This is a genomic window from Holophagales bacterium, from assembly GCA_016699405.1.
GTDB lineage: Bacteria > Acidobacteriota > Thermoanaerobaculia > Multivoradales > JAGPDF01 > JAAYLR01.
On record CP064972.1, the window covers coordinates 989,092 to 1,004,967 of the forward strand.

Annotated in this window: 11 protein-coding genes and 1 tRNA gene; 9 read left to right on the forward strand and 3 right to left on the reverse strand. The window is 71.0% G+C overall.

Annotated elements, in window-relative coordinates; genetic code table 11:
* Nucleotides 1-16: 16 nt before the first annotated feature.
* Both IPJ17_04215 and IPJ17_04220 read right to left on the reverse strand, forming a co-directional pair.
* The gene (locus IPJ17_04215) at nt 17-2,248 is read right to left on the reverse strand and encodes a lytic transglycosylase domain-containing protein (protein QQR74802.1); all 2,232 of its coding nucleotides are present in this window, start codon (nt 2,246-2,248) and stop codon (nt 17-19) included.
* A gap of 4 nt (nt 2,249-2,252) precedes the next feature.
* Nucleotides 2,253-4,253 (reverse strand): hypothetical protein, encoded by a 2,001-nt coding sequence (locus IPJ17_04220; GenBank protein QQR74803.1) that lies wholly within the window; start codon nt 4,251-4,253, stop codon nt 2,253-2,255.
* Between the two features lie 372 nt (nt 4,254-4,625).
* Here IPJ17_04220 and rpsU point away from each other — a divergent pair, with 372 nt between their 5' ends.
* The 9 genes from rpsU (at nt 4,626) to amrS (ending at nt 14,303) form a co-directional block, all read left to right on the forward strand.
* Complete coding sequence (gene rpsU / locus IPJ17_04225; GenBank protein QQR74804.1) at nt 4,626-4,835, forward strand: 30S ribosomal protein S21; 210 nt, start codon at nt 4,626-4,628, stop codon at nt 4,833-4,835.
* Nucleotides 4,836-4,948: 113 nt separating this feature from the next.
* Nucleotides 4,949-7,363 (forward strand): Smr/MutS family protein, encoded by a 2,415-nt coding sequence (locus IPJ17_04230; protein ID QQR74805.1) that lies wholly within the window; start codon nt 4,949-4,951, stop codon nt 7,361-7,363.
* Between the two features lie 68 nt (nt 7,364-7,431).
* Complete coding sequence (dnaG, locus tag IPJ17_04235) at nt 7,432-9,231, forward strand: DNA primase (protein QQR74806.1); 1,800 nt, start codon at nt 7,432-7,434, stop codon at nt 9,229-9,231.
* 89 nt (nt 9,232-9,320) lie between these two features.
* Nucleotides 9,321-11,021, forward strand: coding sequence for an RNA polymerase sigma factor RpoD (rpoD, locus tag IPJ17_04240; GenBank protein ID QQR76082.1), 1,701 nt, complete (start codon nt 9,321-9,323; stop codon nt 11,019-11,021).
* Nucleotides 11,022-11,103: 82 nt separating this feature from the next.
* Nucleotides 11,104-11,178: transfer RNA gene (locus tag IPJ17_04245), tRNA-Asn, on the forward strand.
* Nucleotides 11,179-11,371: 193 nt separating this feature from the next.
* Nucleotides 11,372-12,124: an enoyl-CoA hydratase/isomerase family protein gene (locus tag IPJ17_04250; GenBank protein QQR74807.1), complete on the forward strand. Its 753-nt coding sequence runs from the start codon at nt 11,372-11,374 to the stop codon at nt 12,122-12,124.
* 16 nt (nt 12,125-12,140) lie between these two features.
* Nucleotides 12,141-12,488: a 4a-hydroxytetrahydrobiopterin dehydratase gene (locus IPJ17_04255; GenBank protein ID QQR74808.1), complete on the forward strand. Its 348-nt coding sequence runs from the start codon at nt 12,141-12,143 to the stop codon at nt 12,486-12,488.
* A 63-nt stretch (nt 12,489-12,551) separates the two neighbouring features.
* On the forward strand, nt 12,552-13,145 hold the full coding sequence (locus tag IPJ17_04260; GenBank protein ID QQR74809.1) for an NAD(P)H-dependent oxidoreductase: 594 nt from the start codon (nt 12,552-12,554) through the stop codon (nt 13,143-13,145).
* 51 nt (nt 13,146-13,196) lie between these two features.
* A complete protein-coding gene (gene amrS, locus IPJ17_04265) occupies nt 13,197-14,303 on the forward strand; it encodes an AmmeMemoRadiSam system radical SAM enzyme (GenBank protein ID QQR74810.1) in 1,107 nt (368 codons plus the stop codon).
* 76 nt (nt 14,304-14,379) lie between these two features.
* Here the strand turns inward: amrS and IPJ17_04270 are convergent, their stop codons facing one another.
* On the reverse strand, nt 14,380-15,792 hold the full coding sequence (locus tag IPJ17_04270) for a Glu/Leu/Phe/Val dehydrogenase (GenBank protein QQR74811.1): 1,413 nt from the start codon (nt 15,790-15,792) through the stop codon (nt 14,380-14,382).
* Nucleotides 15,793-15,876: the final 84 nt, after the last annotated feature.

The window sequence follows — 15,876 nt, forward strand, 5'->3', positions numbered from 1 at the left end:
CGGCGGGGAAGACAGTTCATCCGAGCGAAGGATAGAGCTGGCGATAGCCATCCGCGAGGACGAGGATCCTTTTCACGTAGTTCTTCGACTCCTCGACGGACAGGTCTTCGAGGAACGAGTCGAGCTCGGGCTGGGGGCCGGCGTGCCGCCACAACGAGAGGATGCGGTTCGGCCCGCCGTTGTAGCCGGCGAGCGCCAGCTCGACGTTGCCGCCGAACATCTCGAGCACCTGGCGCAGGTAGGTGGTTCCCAGCCGGACGCTGGTCTCGGGCTCGTCGAGCCGGGCGAGCGAGTAGGGAATGCCGATCCGCCTCGCGAGCTCCCGGCCGGTCGCCGGCATGACCTGCATCAACCCGCGGGCGCCCGAGCGGCTCTTCGCCCGGGCGTCGAAGGCGCTCTCTTGATGGATGACGGCGAAGACGAGCGGCGCCGGAAGCCGCGCGGCGGTCGCCAGGCGGCGGATCGTGTCGCCGTAGTCGAGCGGGTAGAAGAGCTCGATCGCTTCGCGCGGCACCTCGGCCTGGAAGGCGGTACCGAGCCGGGGGAAGGCGCGACGCAGCAGGCGCAGGCTCTCCCGCCGTTCGCCCTGATGCGCCAGGACCACGCCACGCAGGGCCGTTTCGCTGCGTGGGTCGACCGTGCCGGTGAGCAGCTCGATCTCGGCGAGCGCGAGCTCGTCGAGGCCGAGGTCGGTGAGCTGCCGAGCCCGGCCCAGGCGCGCGTCCTCCGGCCAGGGCTCGCGCGCACTCGCCTCGTCGTCGGGCGGCAGCGCACCGCGGGCCTCGAGGCGGCTGGCGGCCTGCCGAGCGTAGAAATCCACCGGCCGACCGGCGGCGACCTCGCGAAAGACCTCCTGGGCGCGGCTCTTGTCGCCGAGCCGGGCGAACGCCCGCGCCGTCCAGTAGCGGGCGCTCCGCCCGTAGGCCGACTTCGGGTAGAGATCGTGCAACTGCGCCCAGAAGCCGACGGCGCCGGTGAAGTTCCGTCCGCGGAACTCGCGCCAGCCGCGCTCCCAGAGGTGTCGCGCCCCGGTGGTGTCGGTCGGGTCGAGAGCTCGAAGCCGGACGAGGGTGGCCACGGCCTCCTCGATCCGGTCGTCGGCCTCGAGGTTGGCATAGAGCGCCCGAAGGGCGAGCCGCCCGAGGGCGGGATCGGCGACGGCGCGTGCCGCGGCGCGCTGCAGCAGCTCCTCCTCGAGCCGCCGATACTGCGCCCGGACGCTCGCCGGGGGGTTGTTGCGACCCCGCTCGGCGGTCGCCGCCGCGGCAGCGGCCTGGGCGCGCGTCCAGTCGAGGAGCAGTCGCTCGGCGGCTCCCTCCGCGGGCACCGCCGCGAGGAGCTCGCACGCCTCGGCGGCGCGATGGTCGGCCACCAGCGCCCGGGCCTTGAGCGTCGACCAGCGGGCGTCGCGCGCCGTGGCAGGAATCGCCTCGAGGGTTTGCAGGGCGCTCGGCGCGAGCTCGAGAGCCAGCAGGCTCTCGGCGCGTCGCTCGAGCTCCTCGGGGCCGAGCGTGCCGATCCAGTTCCCGCCCGGGAAGGCGGCGGCGACGTCCAGGCGCGCCGCCTCGAGCGGGGCCATCACCAGCAAGCGACGGGCGGCTTCGAGTTGGACGGCGCGGTCGCCGAGCTCCCGTCCGAGCGCCCAAGCGAGGGCTTCGAGACGGACGGCGGGCTCGCCGGTCGCACCGGCGGCGCGTCCTGCGGCGATCCAGGCGACGGCCTGGGCGCTCTTGCTGTCGGCCGCCAGCAGCTCGGCGAGCTTGAGGTAGGCCTGGGAACGCAACGGCGTCGCGGCGAACCCGGCGATGAGCTCGTCGAGCGCCGCGATGGCGACCGGCCGGTGTCCCTGACTGGCCGCGGCGTCGGCAAGGAGGAAGAGGCGCCAATCGCCGAAGCCCGAGAGCGCCGCCGTCGCACCGCCGGCCCCGGCGAGCCAACGTTCGGCATCCGCGAGTCGGCCCTTGGCGTGCGCAGCGAAGCCGAGCAGGAGCCTCGCCCGGCCTCCCGCCGGCTCCCCGGTGGTCTGTGTCGGCTCGAGTCGACGTAGCGCCGCCTTCCAGTCTCCCTGGCGCAACGCCCGGGCGAGCTCGCGGTCGGCGGTCGGGTCGGCGGGTGTTCCCGCCGGGTCGACGACGGGAGCGTTGGTGGCGATCGGCGGGGTATCGGAGCCGACCAGGCCGGTCGCCGCGACCAGGGCGGCGGCGACGGCTCCCGCAGCCCAGGAGGCGATCAGGACCGGCTTGCGCATGGCCTCACCGACCGAGCGCGCTCGGGTCGCCGCCGGCGAGGTTCCGCACCAACTCCTGCTGGAAGTAGTCGGTGCTCGACCGCACGCGCTCGTGGACCCGCTCGTCGTAGAGCTGGCGCGAGCGGTCGATGTCCTCCTTCAATCGCGCATAGATGTTCTTGTGACGACGCCCTTCCTCGACCTGCTCCTCGTTGTAGAGCTTGATCTCGGAAACCAGGAGGCGCGCCAGGCGTCGCGCCTCTTCGTGGAACGCTTCGTCGCTGCCGCTGGTGGCTGACGGCCGGGCGGGACTGAAGGCCCAGCCGGGCCCCTGGAGATCGGTCGGCGGGACGACCTCGGCGGGCCCGCGACCGCTGGCCGTCCGGTCGCCGGCCGGCCAGCCGCCCAGGACCGGAGGAGCGACCGGGCTCGGCGTCGGGCCGGTAGCGAACGGCGACATGGACTGGGCGTTTGCCGGCAGGCTCGAGCGCGGAATCATCACCGTCTCGTCCTCACTGAGATCGGCGCGTACCGGCGGGGGAGCGACGACCGGAACCTGCTGGGTCGACGCCTGGCTGTTCCAGGGGAAAGGCTGGGAAGCGAGGGGAGCGGTCGTCTCCTCGATCGGACGCTCGAAGCCCGTGGCCCGCGGTTCGGCGAGAGCGTCGGCCTCGGGTGTGGCGAACGGCGTCACCTTTCCGGCGATCTCGTCGATCGGCGCCAGCTCGAAGGCCGGCTCGGACGCGGCCGGCTCGTCGTTGACCAGCTCGAAGACCTGCTGCTCCTCGGCGGCGAGCTCGAAAACCGGCTCACTCCACGACTCGCCCGCTTCGGCGACCGTCACCGAGGCGACCGCGGTGTCGTCGTTGGTGGTTTCCCAGGTGTCGGTGGGCGCGTCGATCGGCGGCAGCTCGAAGGCTGCGGGAGCTTCGGGCTCCGGTGCGGCGGCGATGGGCTCGGGCGCGGGGGGCGCCGCGCTCGGGCTCGCGAAGGGGGACGGCTCCACCTCGACCGGAGTCGAGAAGAGGAAATCGTCGGCCGTGGCCGGGGGCGGCTCGGCGCCCCACGACGGGGCGGGTGCCTCGGGAGCTTGGACGACGAAAGCCGGCGGCTCCTCGGCGATCGCGACGGGTGGGAGCTCGATCGCCGGCTCGGCCTCGACGGGCTCGGGCTCGGCGGGCTCCGGCTCGGCGTCCCAGGAAGTTTCGATGGCCGGGGCTCCGGCCACCGCCTCGTGCTCGGACTCCTCGCCGGTCTCGCTCCACAACGGCAGGGGACTCGGAGCCCCCTCGTCGTCGGCCGCGTAGAGCGTCGGCGTGGCGGTGCGCTCGCGCAGGCCGAGCAGCTCGAGCGCCTGCGCCGAGACGAACCCCAGCGCCTGCACCGCCGCGAGGTCGATCGGGTGACCGTCGGCGACGCAATCGACGTAGAGCGCCGCCGCGAGCCGGTCGCGCAGGACGAGCGGCACGAGGGCCCCGTCGACTGCCGGCTCACCGTCGATGGCGCCGATCAGCGCGGTGCACTCGTCGCGGTCGAGGGGCAGGGCCCCGTGCGCCTGGGCAAGGCGATCGAGCGCGGTGCCGGGAGCGAGGCTCAAGTCGTCGAGCGCCGTCAGGCCCGAGCCGAATCCGGCCGCTGCCCATCCCCGGACACCCTGTTCGGCGAGGATGAAGAGCGCCGAGCGATCGCAGAAACGACGCACGCCGTCGAGCAACCCTTCGAGCAACTCGGTCTGCGTACCAGCCCCGTCGACGCGACGGATCGCCGCGACCAGGTCGGCCGAGGTGGAGCGCACAGCGATCGGGGCGGGTGGCGGCGGGGCGAGCGTCGCAGCGATGTCGTCGAGCAGCTCCGGAGCGACGAGATGCGCCGGCAGGTCGGCACGGATGTCGCCGAGCCGCTCGAAGGCGGAGGCGTTCGCTTCCTTCAACTTCGCGAGGACCGTGCGTCGCAGCTCGTCGACGATCCCCTCGAGGTGGGATGCAAGTTGGCGGTTGACCTGTTCGAGCTGTTCAGGACGCGGCATCACGAACCTCCGCCGGTGAGTCAGGGCTCAGAGAAGCTCCGAACCTCGCATTATCGGACCCGCTTCGCACCCCTGTCAAGGCGCCGCGCTGTCCGCCAAGCCGCGCCTGTTCAAGAACTTAGAGCCAGCGTAGCGGAGGTGGAACGGGTCCGGTGAGCCACCCTGCGAGAGCGCCTCACGCGAGGGCGGTGGCGGATGGCCGGCGCCTGACGACCCCGCCGAGACGGGATCCTCGTGGGCGGCCGACATGCCTCCGCGAGGCCATCGCGGTTGACAGCGCCGGGACGCCGGAAGAAAATGATCGTTCCCCTCTTTGGGGGCCGCCAGGCGAAGCCTGCCGGATCCGCAGGGTGAATCGAGGTGATCTAGGCGATGCCCGTAGTCCACGTGCGTGAGGACGAGAGCTTCGAGAACGCGCTGCGCCGCTTCAAGCGCAAGTGCGAGAAGGCTGGCGTCCTGACCGAGCTCAAGAAGCGCCAGCACTTCGAGAAGCCCTCCGTCAAGCGCAAGCGCAAGGCGGTCCAGGCCCGCAAGAAGATGGCCCGCAAGCTCAGCGAGGAGCGGCGTCTCGGTCTGGCCTGATCGGCCATCGAGCGACCGTCGTCTTGCGGGAACGGGGCCTTCGGGTTCCGTTCCCGCTGTCGTTTGAGCCCCGCGCACCGTCACCCCGTTCCCCCTCGTCGTACCCCGTTTCCATGTCCGAAGCCTCGCCAATCCCTTCGCCGCTACTCTCGTCCGCCTCGTCCGAGGCGCTCGAATGGCCCCGCTTCCTCCGCCTGCTGTCGGCGCTCGCCGAGACGCCGTTCGGGGCACGCCGAGTCGAGCGCCTGGCGCCGGCACCGACCTGGAGTGGATTGCTGGCCCGCCGCGCGGCGTTCGAGGAGACCGGCCGCCTGCTGCTCGACGGCCCCTTGGTCCCCGGTCTGGGGGACGGGGTCGAGCTACTCGTGCCGCGGCTACTCTCGGACCATCCCCCCCTCGTCGGCACCGACGTCCTCCAGCTCGGCTCGCTCTTGCGAGTGGCGGCGGCGGCGAGCGATCGCGTCCAGGCGGCCGACCCGCCGTGCGACGAGCTCGCCGGCTTGGCCGCCGGGCTTCCCGACCCGTCGGACTGGATCCGCCGGATCGAGCGCACGCTCGATCGGCGCGGGACCGTGCGCGACGACGCGAGCCCGTTGCTCGGCGTATTGCGCCGCCGGATCCAGGGCTCCCGGGACCAGCTCTACGGCGAGCTTTCGGCGATCCGCGAGCGTTTCCGCGACGAGCTGAGCGAAGAGACGGTGCCGATGCGGGGCGGGCGGCTCATGCTGATGCTCCAGGCCGGAGCCAAGGGGCGTCTCCCGGGGTTGGTGCACGGGCGCTCGGGGACCGGGCGCAGCTTCTACTTCGAGCCGCTCGAGGTGGTCGAGGCGAACAACACGCTGCAGTCGGCAGTCGAGGAAGACGAGGCCGAGCGGGCGCGCCTCTTTGCCGAGCTGCTCGACGAGCTTCGGGCCGCTGCTCCCGAAATCGAACGGCTGGCCGGCTTCCTCGGTCTGCTCGATCTCCTCCAGGCGTGTCATCGCTTCGCCGGCATGACCGGCGCACGGTTGGCCGAGCTTGCCGACGACGGTGTGCTGCGTCTGCGGGCAGCGCGCCATCCTCTTCTCGACCCGCGCCTCGCCGAGCTGCGGGAGCGGGTGCTGGGCAGTGCCGGCCATCGCGGCGAGGCGGTGGCGCTGGAGCTCGAGCTGGGCGGCAGCCGCCGCGCCCTGGTGGTGACCGGGCCGAACGCCGGCGGCAAGACGGTGGCGCTCAAGACGTCCGGGCTGTTGGCGGTTGCCACGCTCGCGGGTCTGCCCATCCCCGCCGCCGCCGGCAGCGCAGTGCCGCGCTTCACCCGCATCGTCGCTGCGGTGGGCGACGAACAGGAGATGCTCGCCGATCGTTCGACCTTCAGCGGCCGGTTGCTCCGCCTCGCCGAGGTCTGGGAGGCGCGCGGTGCGGATGCGCTCCTGCTGGTCGACGAGCTCGGTTCGGGAACCGATCCCGAAGAGGGAGCGGCGCTCGCCGTCTCGCTTCTCGAGGGCTTGCTCGAGTCGGACGCGCTCTCGGTGATCACCACGCATCTGACCCGCCTGGCGGCCGCCGCCCTGGAACTGCCGGGCGCTGGCTGCGCGGCGATGGAGTTCGACCCGGCGTCGGGTCGGCCGACCTACCGGTTGTTGCCGGGGCCACCGGGCGGGAGCGAGGCGCTCGCCCTGGCCCGCCGCCTGGGCCTGCCGAGCGCGTGGCTCGATCGTGCCGAGCACCTGCTCGGGCCGGAGCACCGCGACCTGCGACGCCTGCTCGGGGAGATCGAGCGGACGCGACAGGAGCTCACGGCAGCAACCGAAAGTGCGCGCCGCGAAGCGCGCGCGGCGGAGTCGGAACGGGCACGGCTCGCCGCCGAGCTCGCCGCGGCGGTCGCCGAGCGCCGTGAGCTGGCGCTCGGGCTCAGACGCGACCTCGAACGGTTCCGTCGCGAGACGGTCGCCAAGCTGGGAGCCGAGGTGGAGCAGATGCGGGCGGCCTGGGAGGAGGGTCGCCGGCGCGGCCTGGCGGAGCGCTCCGTGGAACGCCTCTTTGCCGAGGCCCCTCGGCTCGAGGTCGACGACGAACCGGTCGGCGGCGACCTGCGGGTGGGCGATCGCGTTCGCCACCGGGCGCTCGGCTGGAACGGCCGGCTCGAACGGCTGGTCGGGGACGAGGCCGAGGTCGCCGTGGGAGGCAAGCGCCTGCGCTGTTCCGTCGCGGAGCTCGCGGCGCAGGCGGGTGGGGGCGGCGGGAGCGCTCCCGCGACGCGCTCTCCGCGCGCGCCGCAGCCGGACCTGCAGACCCAGGAGACCGCCGCCGAGCTCAAGCTGATCGGCGAACGCGTCGAACCGGCCCTCGACGCGGTGGACGAGTACCTCGATCGCGCCGTGCGCTCGAACCTGCCGCAGGTGCGGATCGTCCACGGGCACGGCAGCGGTCGCCTGCGCCAGGCGATTCGCGAGCACCTCCGCGCCCATCCGCTGGTGGCGACGCAGCGCCCCGGGGCCCCGAACGAAGGGGGAAACGGGGCGACCGTGGTGACCCTGCGCGGTTGAGGCGAGCCGCGACCCTCCGCCCGGCGGCCCCTCGGCGTCGCCTGGCGTAGAGTCCCTGGCGCCCCGTCATGGCGATCTCTCACGTCCATCTCACCCCCGACCTCGTGCGGGCCGTTCGCGAAGCGGCCGACATCGTCGCGATCGCCGGCGAGCACACCAAGCTGCGCAAGGCGGGGCGCCGCTGGAGCGGCCTCTGTCCGATCCACAAGGAGAAGACGCCGTCGTTCTCGGTCGATGCCGAGCAGGGGCTCTTCTACTGTTTCGGCTGCGGCGCCGGCGGCGACGCCATCCGCCTTCACATGGCGATGTCGGGCGACGACTTCCCGGCGGCCATTGAGAGCCTGGCCCGCCGGTTCGGAGTGCCGCTGCCGACGGTCGCACCCGGACGACGGGGCGAACGCTCGAACGAGGAGCCGTCGCTCGAGGCTGCGCTGCTCGCCGCCGCCGAGTACTTCACCCGCGAGCTCGAACGCTCCGCGGACGCGAAAGCGTTGCTGGCCCGGCGTCGCGTTCCGGCCGAGCTGGTCCGCCGATTCGCCCTCGGCTACGCACCGAACGGCTGGCGAGGTCTCCTCGGCGCGCTCTCGCCGCGATTCCCCGTCGCCGAGCTCGAAGCGGCCGGTCTGGTGTCGCGACCCGAAGGGGGCGGCGAGGCCTACGACCGCTTTCGCCACCGCCTCATCTTCCCCATCCGCGACGCCGGCGGCCGCCTGGTGGGCTTCGGCGGTCGCACCCTCGGCGACGACAAGGCCAAGTACCTCAACACCGCCGAGACGGCGCGCTTCCGCAAGGGGACCCTGCTTTACGGGCTCGATCTCGCCAAGCGGAAGGCCCGCGAGGGGGGAAGGTTGATCTTGGTCGAGGGCTACTTCGACCTGCTGGCCGTCGCGGCGAGCGGCGAGGAGGCGGTGGTGGCCAGCATGGGCACGGCGTTGACCGCCGACCAGGTGCGTCTCGCCGCGCGCTACGTCGAGCAGGTGGTCGTCGCCTACGACGGGGACGAGGCCGGCGAGACGGCGTCTCGCCGCGCGCTCCCGCTGCTCCTCGCCGAGCGGATCGCCGTCCGCCGCATCCGTCTGCCCGCCGGACAGGATCCGGACTCCTTGCGGCTCTCGGCCGGCGACGCGGCGCTCGGCAAGCTGCTCACCGATGCCCCGGACCTCGTGCTCCTGGAGATCGACCGGCTGGTTCCTCCGGACGCCCACCGCGAGCCGCAGGTGCGGGCGAAGGCCGCCGCGGCGGTCACCGAAATGCTCAAGCCGATCCCCGATGCAGTGCTCCGCTACAGCTACGGTCGCCTCGCGGCCGATCGTCTCGGCGTGCCGGCGGACCTGCTCTGGGGGCGACTCGGGGTCGGCAAGGAGGAGCTGCTGGCGGCCTCGCCGGCTGGAGCGACGCCGCCGAGCGCCATCCGCTCCCACGAGGAGGAAGTTCTTTCCCTGCTGCTCGACCCGCTCGCCGCGGGGGTGGCTCTGGCGGCGCTTCCGGGCCCGGAGGTTTTCCTGGATCCGGTCTGCCGGAATATTTTCAGCGCTTTTCGCGCTCTCTATGAGCGAGAAGGGCGGGTGCCGGATCTCCGAGAGGTGATGGGGGCCCTCTCCGCTGGAGGTGCGGACGTTGACCGCCTTGCCCGACTTTTGCTAGAAAGACCCGATGGCCCTGAGGTTGGGGGACGGCTCCAGGAGTCCCTCGAGAATCTCAGACGCCGCTGGCAGAAGCAGAGGATGCGGGAGTTGGCGAGCGAAATCCGCGAGGCGGAACGGCAGGGAGACCCTGCTCGCCTCGGAGCCCTCCTGGCCGAAAAGAGCCGGCTCAGCCGCGACCTCCATTCCCTCCAGCCGACGAATCGCCGGGAGGAACCGACCTGAGAGCGGTCCCCTCCAGCACCCGTGGCCGACCGACCGCCCTCCGGTGACGGAGGACGAGGAGCGCGCGCGTGACCCCTGCTGCCAGAATCCTGCACATTGAAGACAAGTACGTGTCCGTTCGCCAGCTCGTCGAGCTCGGGCGCGGCAAAGGCTACTTGCTCTACGACGAAATCTACGACCTCCTGCCCGAGGAGCTCGTCAGCCTGCCCGACGAGGTCGACGAGCTGTACCAGCGCTTCACCGACCTTGGCATCGACGTCATCGACCGGCCCGACCGCTACCTCAACCGGGAAGAGGTCGAGGCGACGCCGATCAGCGACTTCGACCGCAAGGAGACGGAGGAGCTCGCCGACTTCGCGCTCGAAGAGCACGAGAAGACCAACGACCCGGTGCGCATGTACCTCCGGGAGATGGGCACCGTCCCCTTGCTCGACCGCGAGGGCGAAGTCGAAATCGCCCAGCGCATCGAGCACGGCGAGTGGCTGATCTACGAGGCGCTTTGCGAGAACCCGGTGGTGCTGCGCGAGCTGCTGCGCCTGAACGAGCTCGCCACCAAGGACAAGAAGGTGCTGCGCGAGCTCATCGCCAGCAGCGACCCCGACGAGCCGCTCGACCCGAAGGCCGCCGACCGCATCAAGCGCAACCTGAAGATCTTCGAGCAGATCGCCAAGCTCGACCACGAGATCCAGAAGCAGCGCAAGCTCCAGAAGAAGTACAAGGAGGGTGGCCAGCGCTTCCAGGAGATCGACCGCGAGATCGACCGCGTGGTGGGCAAGATCTCGCAGGAGATCCGCTCGATCGACTTCACCGTCCAGGTCCGCAATCGGCTGGTCGACTTCCTCAAGAACCTGGATCGCCAGTTCTCGGGCCTCGAGCAGGACATCCGCCGGGCGATGACGGCGCTCGACCGGGAGTCGAACCGCGAGCTGCGCGACCTGCACAAGCGGCGCATCGAGAAGTACCGCGTGCGCCTCGCCGAGATCGACGAGCGCTACGGCACCAGCCACGACCAGGTGGCCGGCACCATTCGCAAGATCCGCGAAGGCGAGGCGATGTGCGAGAAGGCCAAGGAGGAGCTGATCGTCGCCAACCTCCGCTTGGTCGTCTCGATCGCCAAGAAGTACACCAACCGCGGCCTGCAGTTCCTCGACCTCATCCAGGAAGGCAACATCGGCCTGATGAAGGCGGTGGAGAAGTTCGAGTACCGCCGCGGCTACAAGTTCTCGACCTACGCCACCTGGTGGATCCGCCAGGCGATCACCCGCGCCATCGCCGACCAGGCGCGGACGATCCGCATTCCGGTCCACATGATCGAGACGATCAACAAGCTCACCCGCACCAGCCGTTCGCTGGTCCAGGAGCTGGGCCGCGAGCCCACCGCCGAGGAGATCGGCGAGCGGATGGATCTGCCGGCCTCGAAGGTGCGCAAGATCATGAAGATCGCCCAGGAGCCGATCTCCCTCGAGACGCCGATCGGCGAAGAGGAAGATTCGCATCTCGGCGACTTCATCGAGGACAAGTCGGCGGTCTCGCCGCTCGACCAGGTGATCTTCACCAACCTGCGCGAGCAGACCGGTCGGGTGCTCAAGACGCTGACGCCGCGCGAGGAGCTCGTCCTGCGGATGCGCTTCGGTGTCGGGGACGGCGCCGAGCACACCCTCGAGGAGGTCGGCCGCTCGTTCAACGTCACCCGCGAGCGGATCCGGCAGATCGAGTCGAAGGCGCTGCGCAAGCTCCGCCATCCGACCCGTGCCTCGAAGCTCAAGCCGTTCCTGGACACCACGATGTGAGAAGGGCCGGCTCCGGGCACCGCGTTGACGCAGCCCCGGGCCGGAATCTAAGATTGAACGCTCGGCGCGAGCCGAGACCCGATCCTGGGTAGCTCAGTGGTAGAGCGATCGGCTGTTAACCGATTGGTCGGGGGTTCAAGTCCCTCCCCAGGAGCCAGATGAGATCCGGCGATCCACTCGGCCGCCGGTGATGTTTTCGAAGGCCCCGCGACGTCGGCGGGGCCTTCGCCTTTCTGGCGGGCCGCGGGGCCAGGGGGCGCGAAGCTCTCCTCGGCGAATGCCGCTTCGAGGCGGTCCCTCGCCGGAGGCCGCGGCGATCCGGGCTAGGATCCTCGCCGGGAGGCCTGCCGATGCTCGAACGTCTGGAACATGGAGCGATCCTCGAGCTGCGCCTGGCACATCCGCCGGTCAACGCGCTCTCGCCCGAGCTGATCGCCGCGCTACGCGACGCGATCGACGAGGGAAGCCGACAAGCCGAGGCGCTGGTGCTCTCCGGTCAGCCGGGGATCTTCTCCGGCGGCCTCGACGTGCCGCGGCTCGCGACGCTCGACCGTCCGGCGATGGTCGAGGTGGTACGGGACTTCTTTGCCCTGATGCGCTCGATCGCCGCCTCGCCGGTGCCGGTCGCGGCGGCCATCACCGGCCACAGCCCGGCCGGCGGCGCCGTGCTCGCCCTCTTCTGCGACTACCGGGTGATGGCCGAGGGAGAGTTCAAGATCGGGCTCAACGAGGTGCAGGTGGGGCTGACCGTGCCGTCGCCGATCCTCGCCGCCCTGCGCGAGCGGGTGGGCGGGCGCGTCGCAGAGCGTCTGGCGGTCTCTGGTCGCCTGATTCTCGCCGCCGAGGCGCTGGCAAGCGGATTCGTCGACGAGCTCGCGCTGCCGTCCGAGGTGGTTGCCCGCGCTCTCTCCTGGTGCCGCGGCCTGCTCGCGCTGCCTCGTGGGCCGATGCTGCGGACCCGGGAGCTCCTGCGGGCCGGTGTCCTGGGTGCCCTTGACGACCTCGACGCCGCGGCCCAGGATCGCTTCCTCGACGACTGGTTCAGCGACGAGACACGCGCCGCCGTGGCGACGCTCGTCGCGCGTCTGCAGAAGAAGGGCTGAAAGCCGAGGTGTCCCGATGGAGAGCTGCGATCTCGCCAACCGTGCCTGTGTCCCGTGCCGAGGCGGGGTGCCGCCACTCCCGGCCGCGGAGGTCGAGCGGTTGCTGGCTGACCTCGGGCCGAACGGTTGGCGGGCGGTCGACGTCCACCACCTCGAGAAGGAGTATCCCTTCCCGGACTTCGTCTCGGCGCTCGCCTTCGTCAACCGCGTCGGGGAGCTTGCCGAGCGCGAGGGGCACCACCCGGACGTCCACCTCGCCTGGGGCAAGGTGCGCCTGACGATCTGGACCCACAAGATCGACGGCCTGACGGAGAGCGACTTCGTTCTTGCCGCCAAGGCCGACCGCGCGCTCGCGGTCGGCTGAGGCGGGCGGCGGGAATTCCTCCGGGTGCGGTGAGGTTGGCTTGTCTGCAACCCGGAGATCCCGATGCCCCATCCGATTCGACTCCTCGCCTTCCACGGCAGCCTTCGCCGAGCCTCGCTCAACGGGCGCCTCCTCGAGTTGGCCGCGCAAGAGGCGGAGCGGGCAGGGGCGTCGGTCACCCGCCTGGCGCTCGGCGAGCTCGCCCTGCCGCTCTACGACCCGAACCTCGAAGAGCAGGAGGGGTTCCCGTCGGGTGCGATCCAGCTCAAGCAGGCGATGGCGACGCACGACGGGTTCCTCGTCGCTTCGCCCGAGCACAATGCCTGCGTGACCGCGGTTCTCAAGAACTCCTTCGACTGGGCGTCGCGCGCGCTGCCCGGGGAACGGCGCTTCGCCTCGCTCGCCGGCCGGCCCGCGGCGCTTCTCGCCGCCTCGCCCGGTCCGCTCGGCGGTGCACGGAGTCTCACCGCGCTGCGGGCGATCCTGCAGGAGCTCGAGGTTCTTGCCATCCCGGAGCAAGTGGTCCTGCCGCGGGCCCAGGCGGCGTTTTCGCCAGACGGTGCCCTGCTCGACGAGCGCGCAACGGCTGCCGTCCGCCGGGTTGTGGCGCGACTGATCGAGGTCGCCACGCGCCTGCGAGCCACGCCGCCCGCCTGAGGAAAGATCCCCCGGGCCATCGAGGCGCAGAATAGGGGGGAGGTCTCCGCCATGGACACCCCCGGCGTTCGCGATCGCCACACGGTACCGACGCGCCACTGGCACCGTCTGGACGATGGCCGCGTGCAGTGCGATCTCTGCCCGCGCTTCTGCCGCCTGCGCGACGGCCAGCGGGGACTCTGCTTCGTCCGCGCGGCGCTCGACGGCGCGGTCGTGCTGACCACCTACGGGCGCTCGAGCGGCTTCTGCGTCGATCCGATCGAGAAGAAGCCGCTCCATCACTTCTATCCCGGCAGCGCGGTTCTCTCCTTCGGCACCGCGGGTTGCAACCTGGCATGCCGCTTCTGTCAGAACTGGGACATCTCGAAGTCGCGGGACGTCGATCGCCTCGCCGACGAGGCGGCCCCGGAGACGATCGCGCGGGCGGCCGTCGAGCTCGGCTGCACGAGCGTCGCCTTCACCTACAACGATCCGGTGATCTTCCACGAGTACGCCATCGACGTCGCCCGGGCCTGCCACGCACGCGGGGTGAAGACCGTCGCCGTGACCGCGGGCGAGATCTGCCCGGGACCGCGCGCCGAGCTCTTCGCCGAGATCGACGCCGCCAACGTCGACCTCAAAGCCTTCTCCGAGGGCTTCTATCGCGAGATCTGCGGCGGGGAGCTGCAGCCGGTGCTCGACACCCTGGTCTACCTGCGGCGCGAGACGGAGGTCTGGCTGGAGATCGCCAACCTGCTGATCCCGGGTCTCAACGACTCCGACGGGGAGATCGACGCGATGACGAAGTGGATCGTCGCCGAGCTCGGTCCGGAGGTGCCGGTGCACTTCACCGCCTTCCATCCCGACTGGAAGCTCGTCGACCGCCCGCCGACTCCGGCGGGCACGCTGATCCGGGCACGGGAGATCGCCCTCGGCAACGGGGTCCGCCATGCCTATACCGGCAATGTCCACGACGCCGCCGGGGGCGAGACGCGCTGCGCCGGCTGCGGCGAAACGCTGATCGGGCGTGACTGGTTCCGCCTCACGCATTGGAGCCTCGGCCGGGAAGGCAACTGCCCGAAGTGCGGCACCCCGCTCGCGGGGCGGTGGGCGGAAGCGGCAGGGACGTGGGGGGAGCGCCGCCTTCCGGTCCGCCTTTCGCGCTTCGCGACGCCCTGACCCGGGAGCATGGCAAGAAAACGGCGAGGGCCGGGTTTCCCCGGCCCTCGAAGGACGTCGGCGCTCTGCGGGGTGATCAGGGGAAGATGCCCATCTCCCCGTAGGTGGTGGCGATCTTGTCCACCGCGCAGATGAACGCGGCGGTCCGCAGGTCGGGCTTGCCGGGGGTGCGCAGGCGGGTCTCGCGGATCTCGTGGTACGAGTTCACCATCGTCTCCTCGAGGCCGGAGTTGACCAGGGCGAGCTCGTCGGGACCGTCGAAGGCGGCCTTCTCGGCATCGCTCAGCCGCTTGCCGGTCAGCTGCTCGACTGCGGCCAGCAGCTTGTGGTTGACGCCCGATTCGAAGCGCCGGGCCATGCGGCCGAAGGCGACGTGCTCGAGGTTCTTCAGCCACTCGAAGTAGGAGACCGTGACTCCGCCGGCGTTGAGGTACATGTCCGGGACGACCAGGACGCCGCGCTGCTCGAGGATGGCGCTGGCCTCGGCGGTGCACGGGCCGTTGGCCCCTTCGCCGATGATCTTGGCCTGAACGCGTGGGGCGTTCTCGCCGGTGATCTGGTTCTCGAGCGCGGCAGGCACGAGGATGTCGCAGGGCAGCTCGAGCGCCTCGACCGAGCGCCGGATGTCCGTGGCGCCGGGGAAGCCGAGGATCGACTTGGTCTCCCGCCGGTGGGCGAAAACCGCGTCGAGGTCGAGGCCGTTCGGATTGGCGATCGCTCCCTCGTATTCGGCAAGGCCGACGAGGATCGCGCCGGCCTCGGCCAGGTACTTCGCGGCGAAGTAGCCGACGTTGCCGAGCCCCTGGACCACCACCCGCTTGCCGGCGAGACCCGGCGTGAGCCCCAGCGCCTTCATGTCCTCGGCGACCGCGCAGGCCTCGCGGATGCCGTAGGCCACGCCGCGGCCGGTCGCCTCCTTGCGGCCCCGGACGCCGCCCTGGCCGACCGGCTTGCCGGTGACGCAGGCGAGCGAGTTGAGGTCGTTCGGGGCGAGCGCCTGGTAGGTGTCGGCGATCCAGGCCATTTCGCGCGGACCCGAGCCGTAGTCCGGCGCGGGAACGTCGACCGCCGGTCCGATGAACCCCTTGCGGAAGAGCTCGTAGGTGTAGCGCCGGGTGATCCGCTCGAGCTCCCGATCGGAGTACTTGGCCCGGTCGATCCGCACGCCGCCCTTGGCGCCGCCGAACGGCACGTTGACGATGGCGCACTTGTAGGTCATCAGCGCGGCGAGCGCCATCACCTCGTCCTCGGAGACCAGAAGGCCGTAACGGATCCCGCCCTTGGTCGGCGTCTTGTGCTGGCTGTGCTCGGCGCGCCAGGCGTGGATGACCTCGATCGAGCCGTCGTCTTTCTCGATCGGGAAAGCCATCCGGTAGACGCTGTTGCAGACCTTGATCTGCTCGAGCAGATGCGGATCGTGCCGGGTCAATGCAGCAGCCCGGTCGAAGTTCTGGCAGACTTGGTCGAAGAAACCGATGGTCTCGGACATGGTTCTCGCAGAAGGTGGCGGTCGGGCGCGGCATTGCACCCCCGCTGGCCTCGCGCCGGAAGAGCTGCTGGGGCGATCGGACCG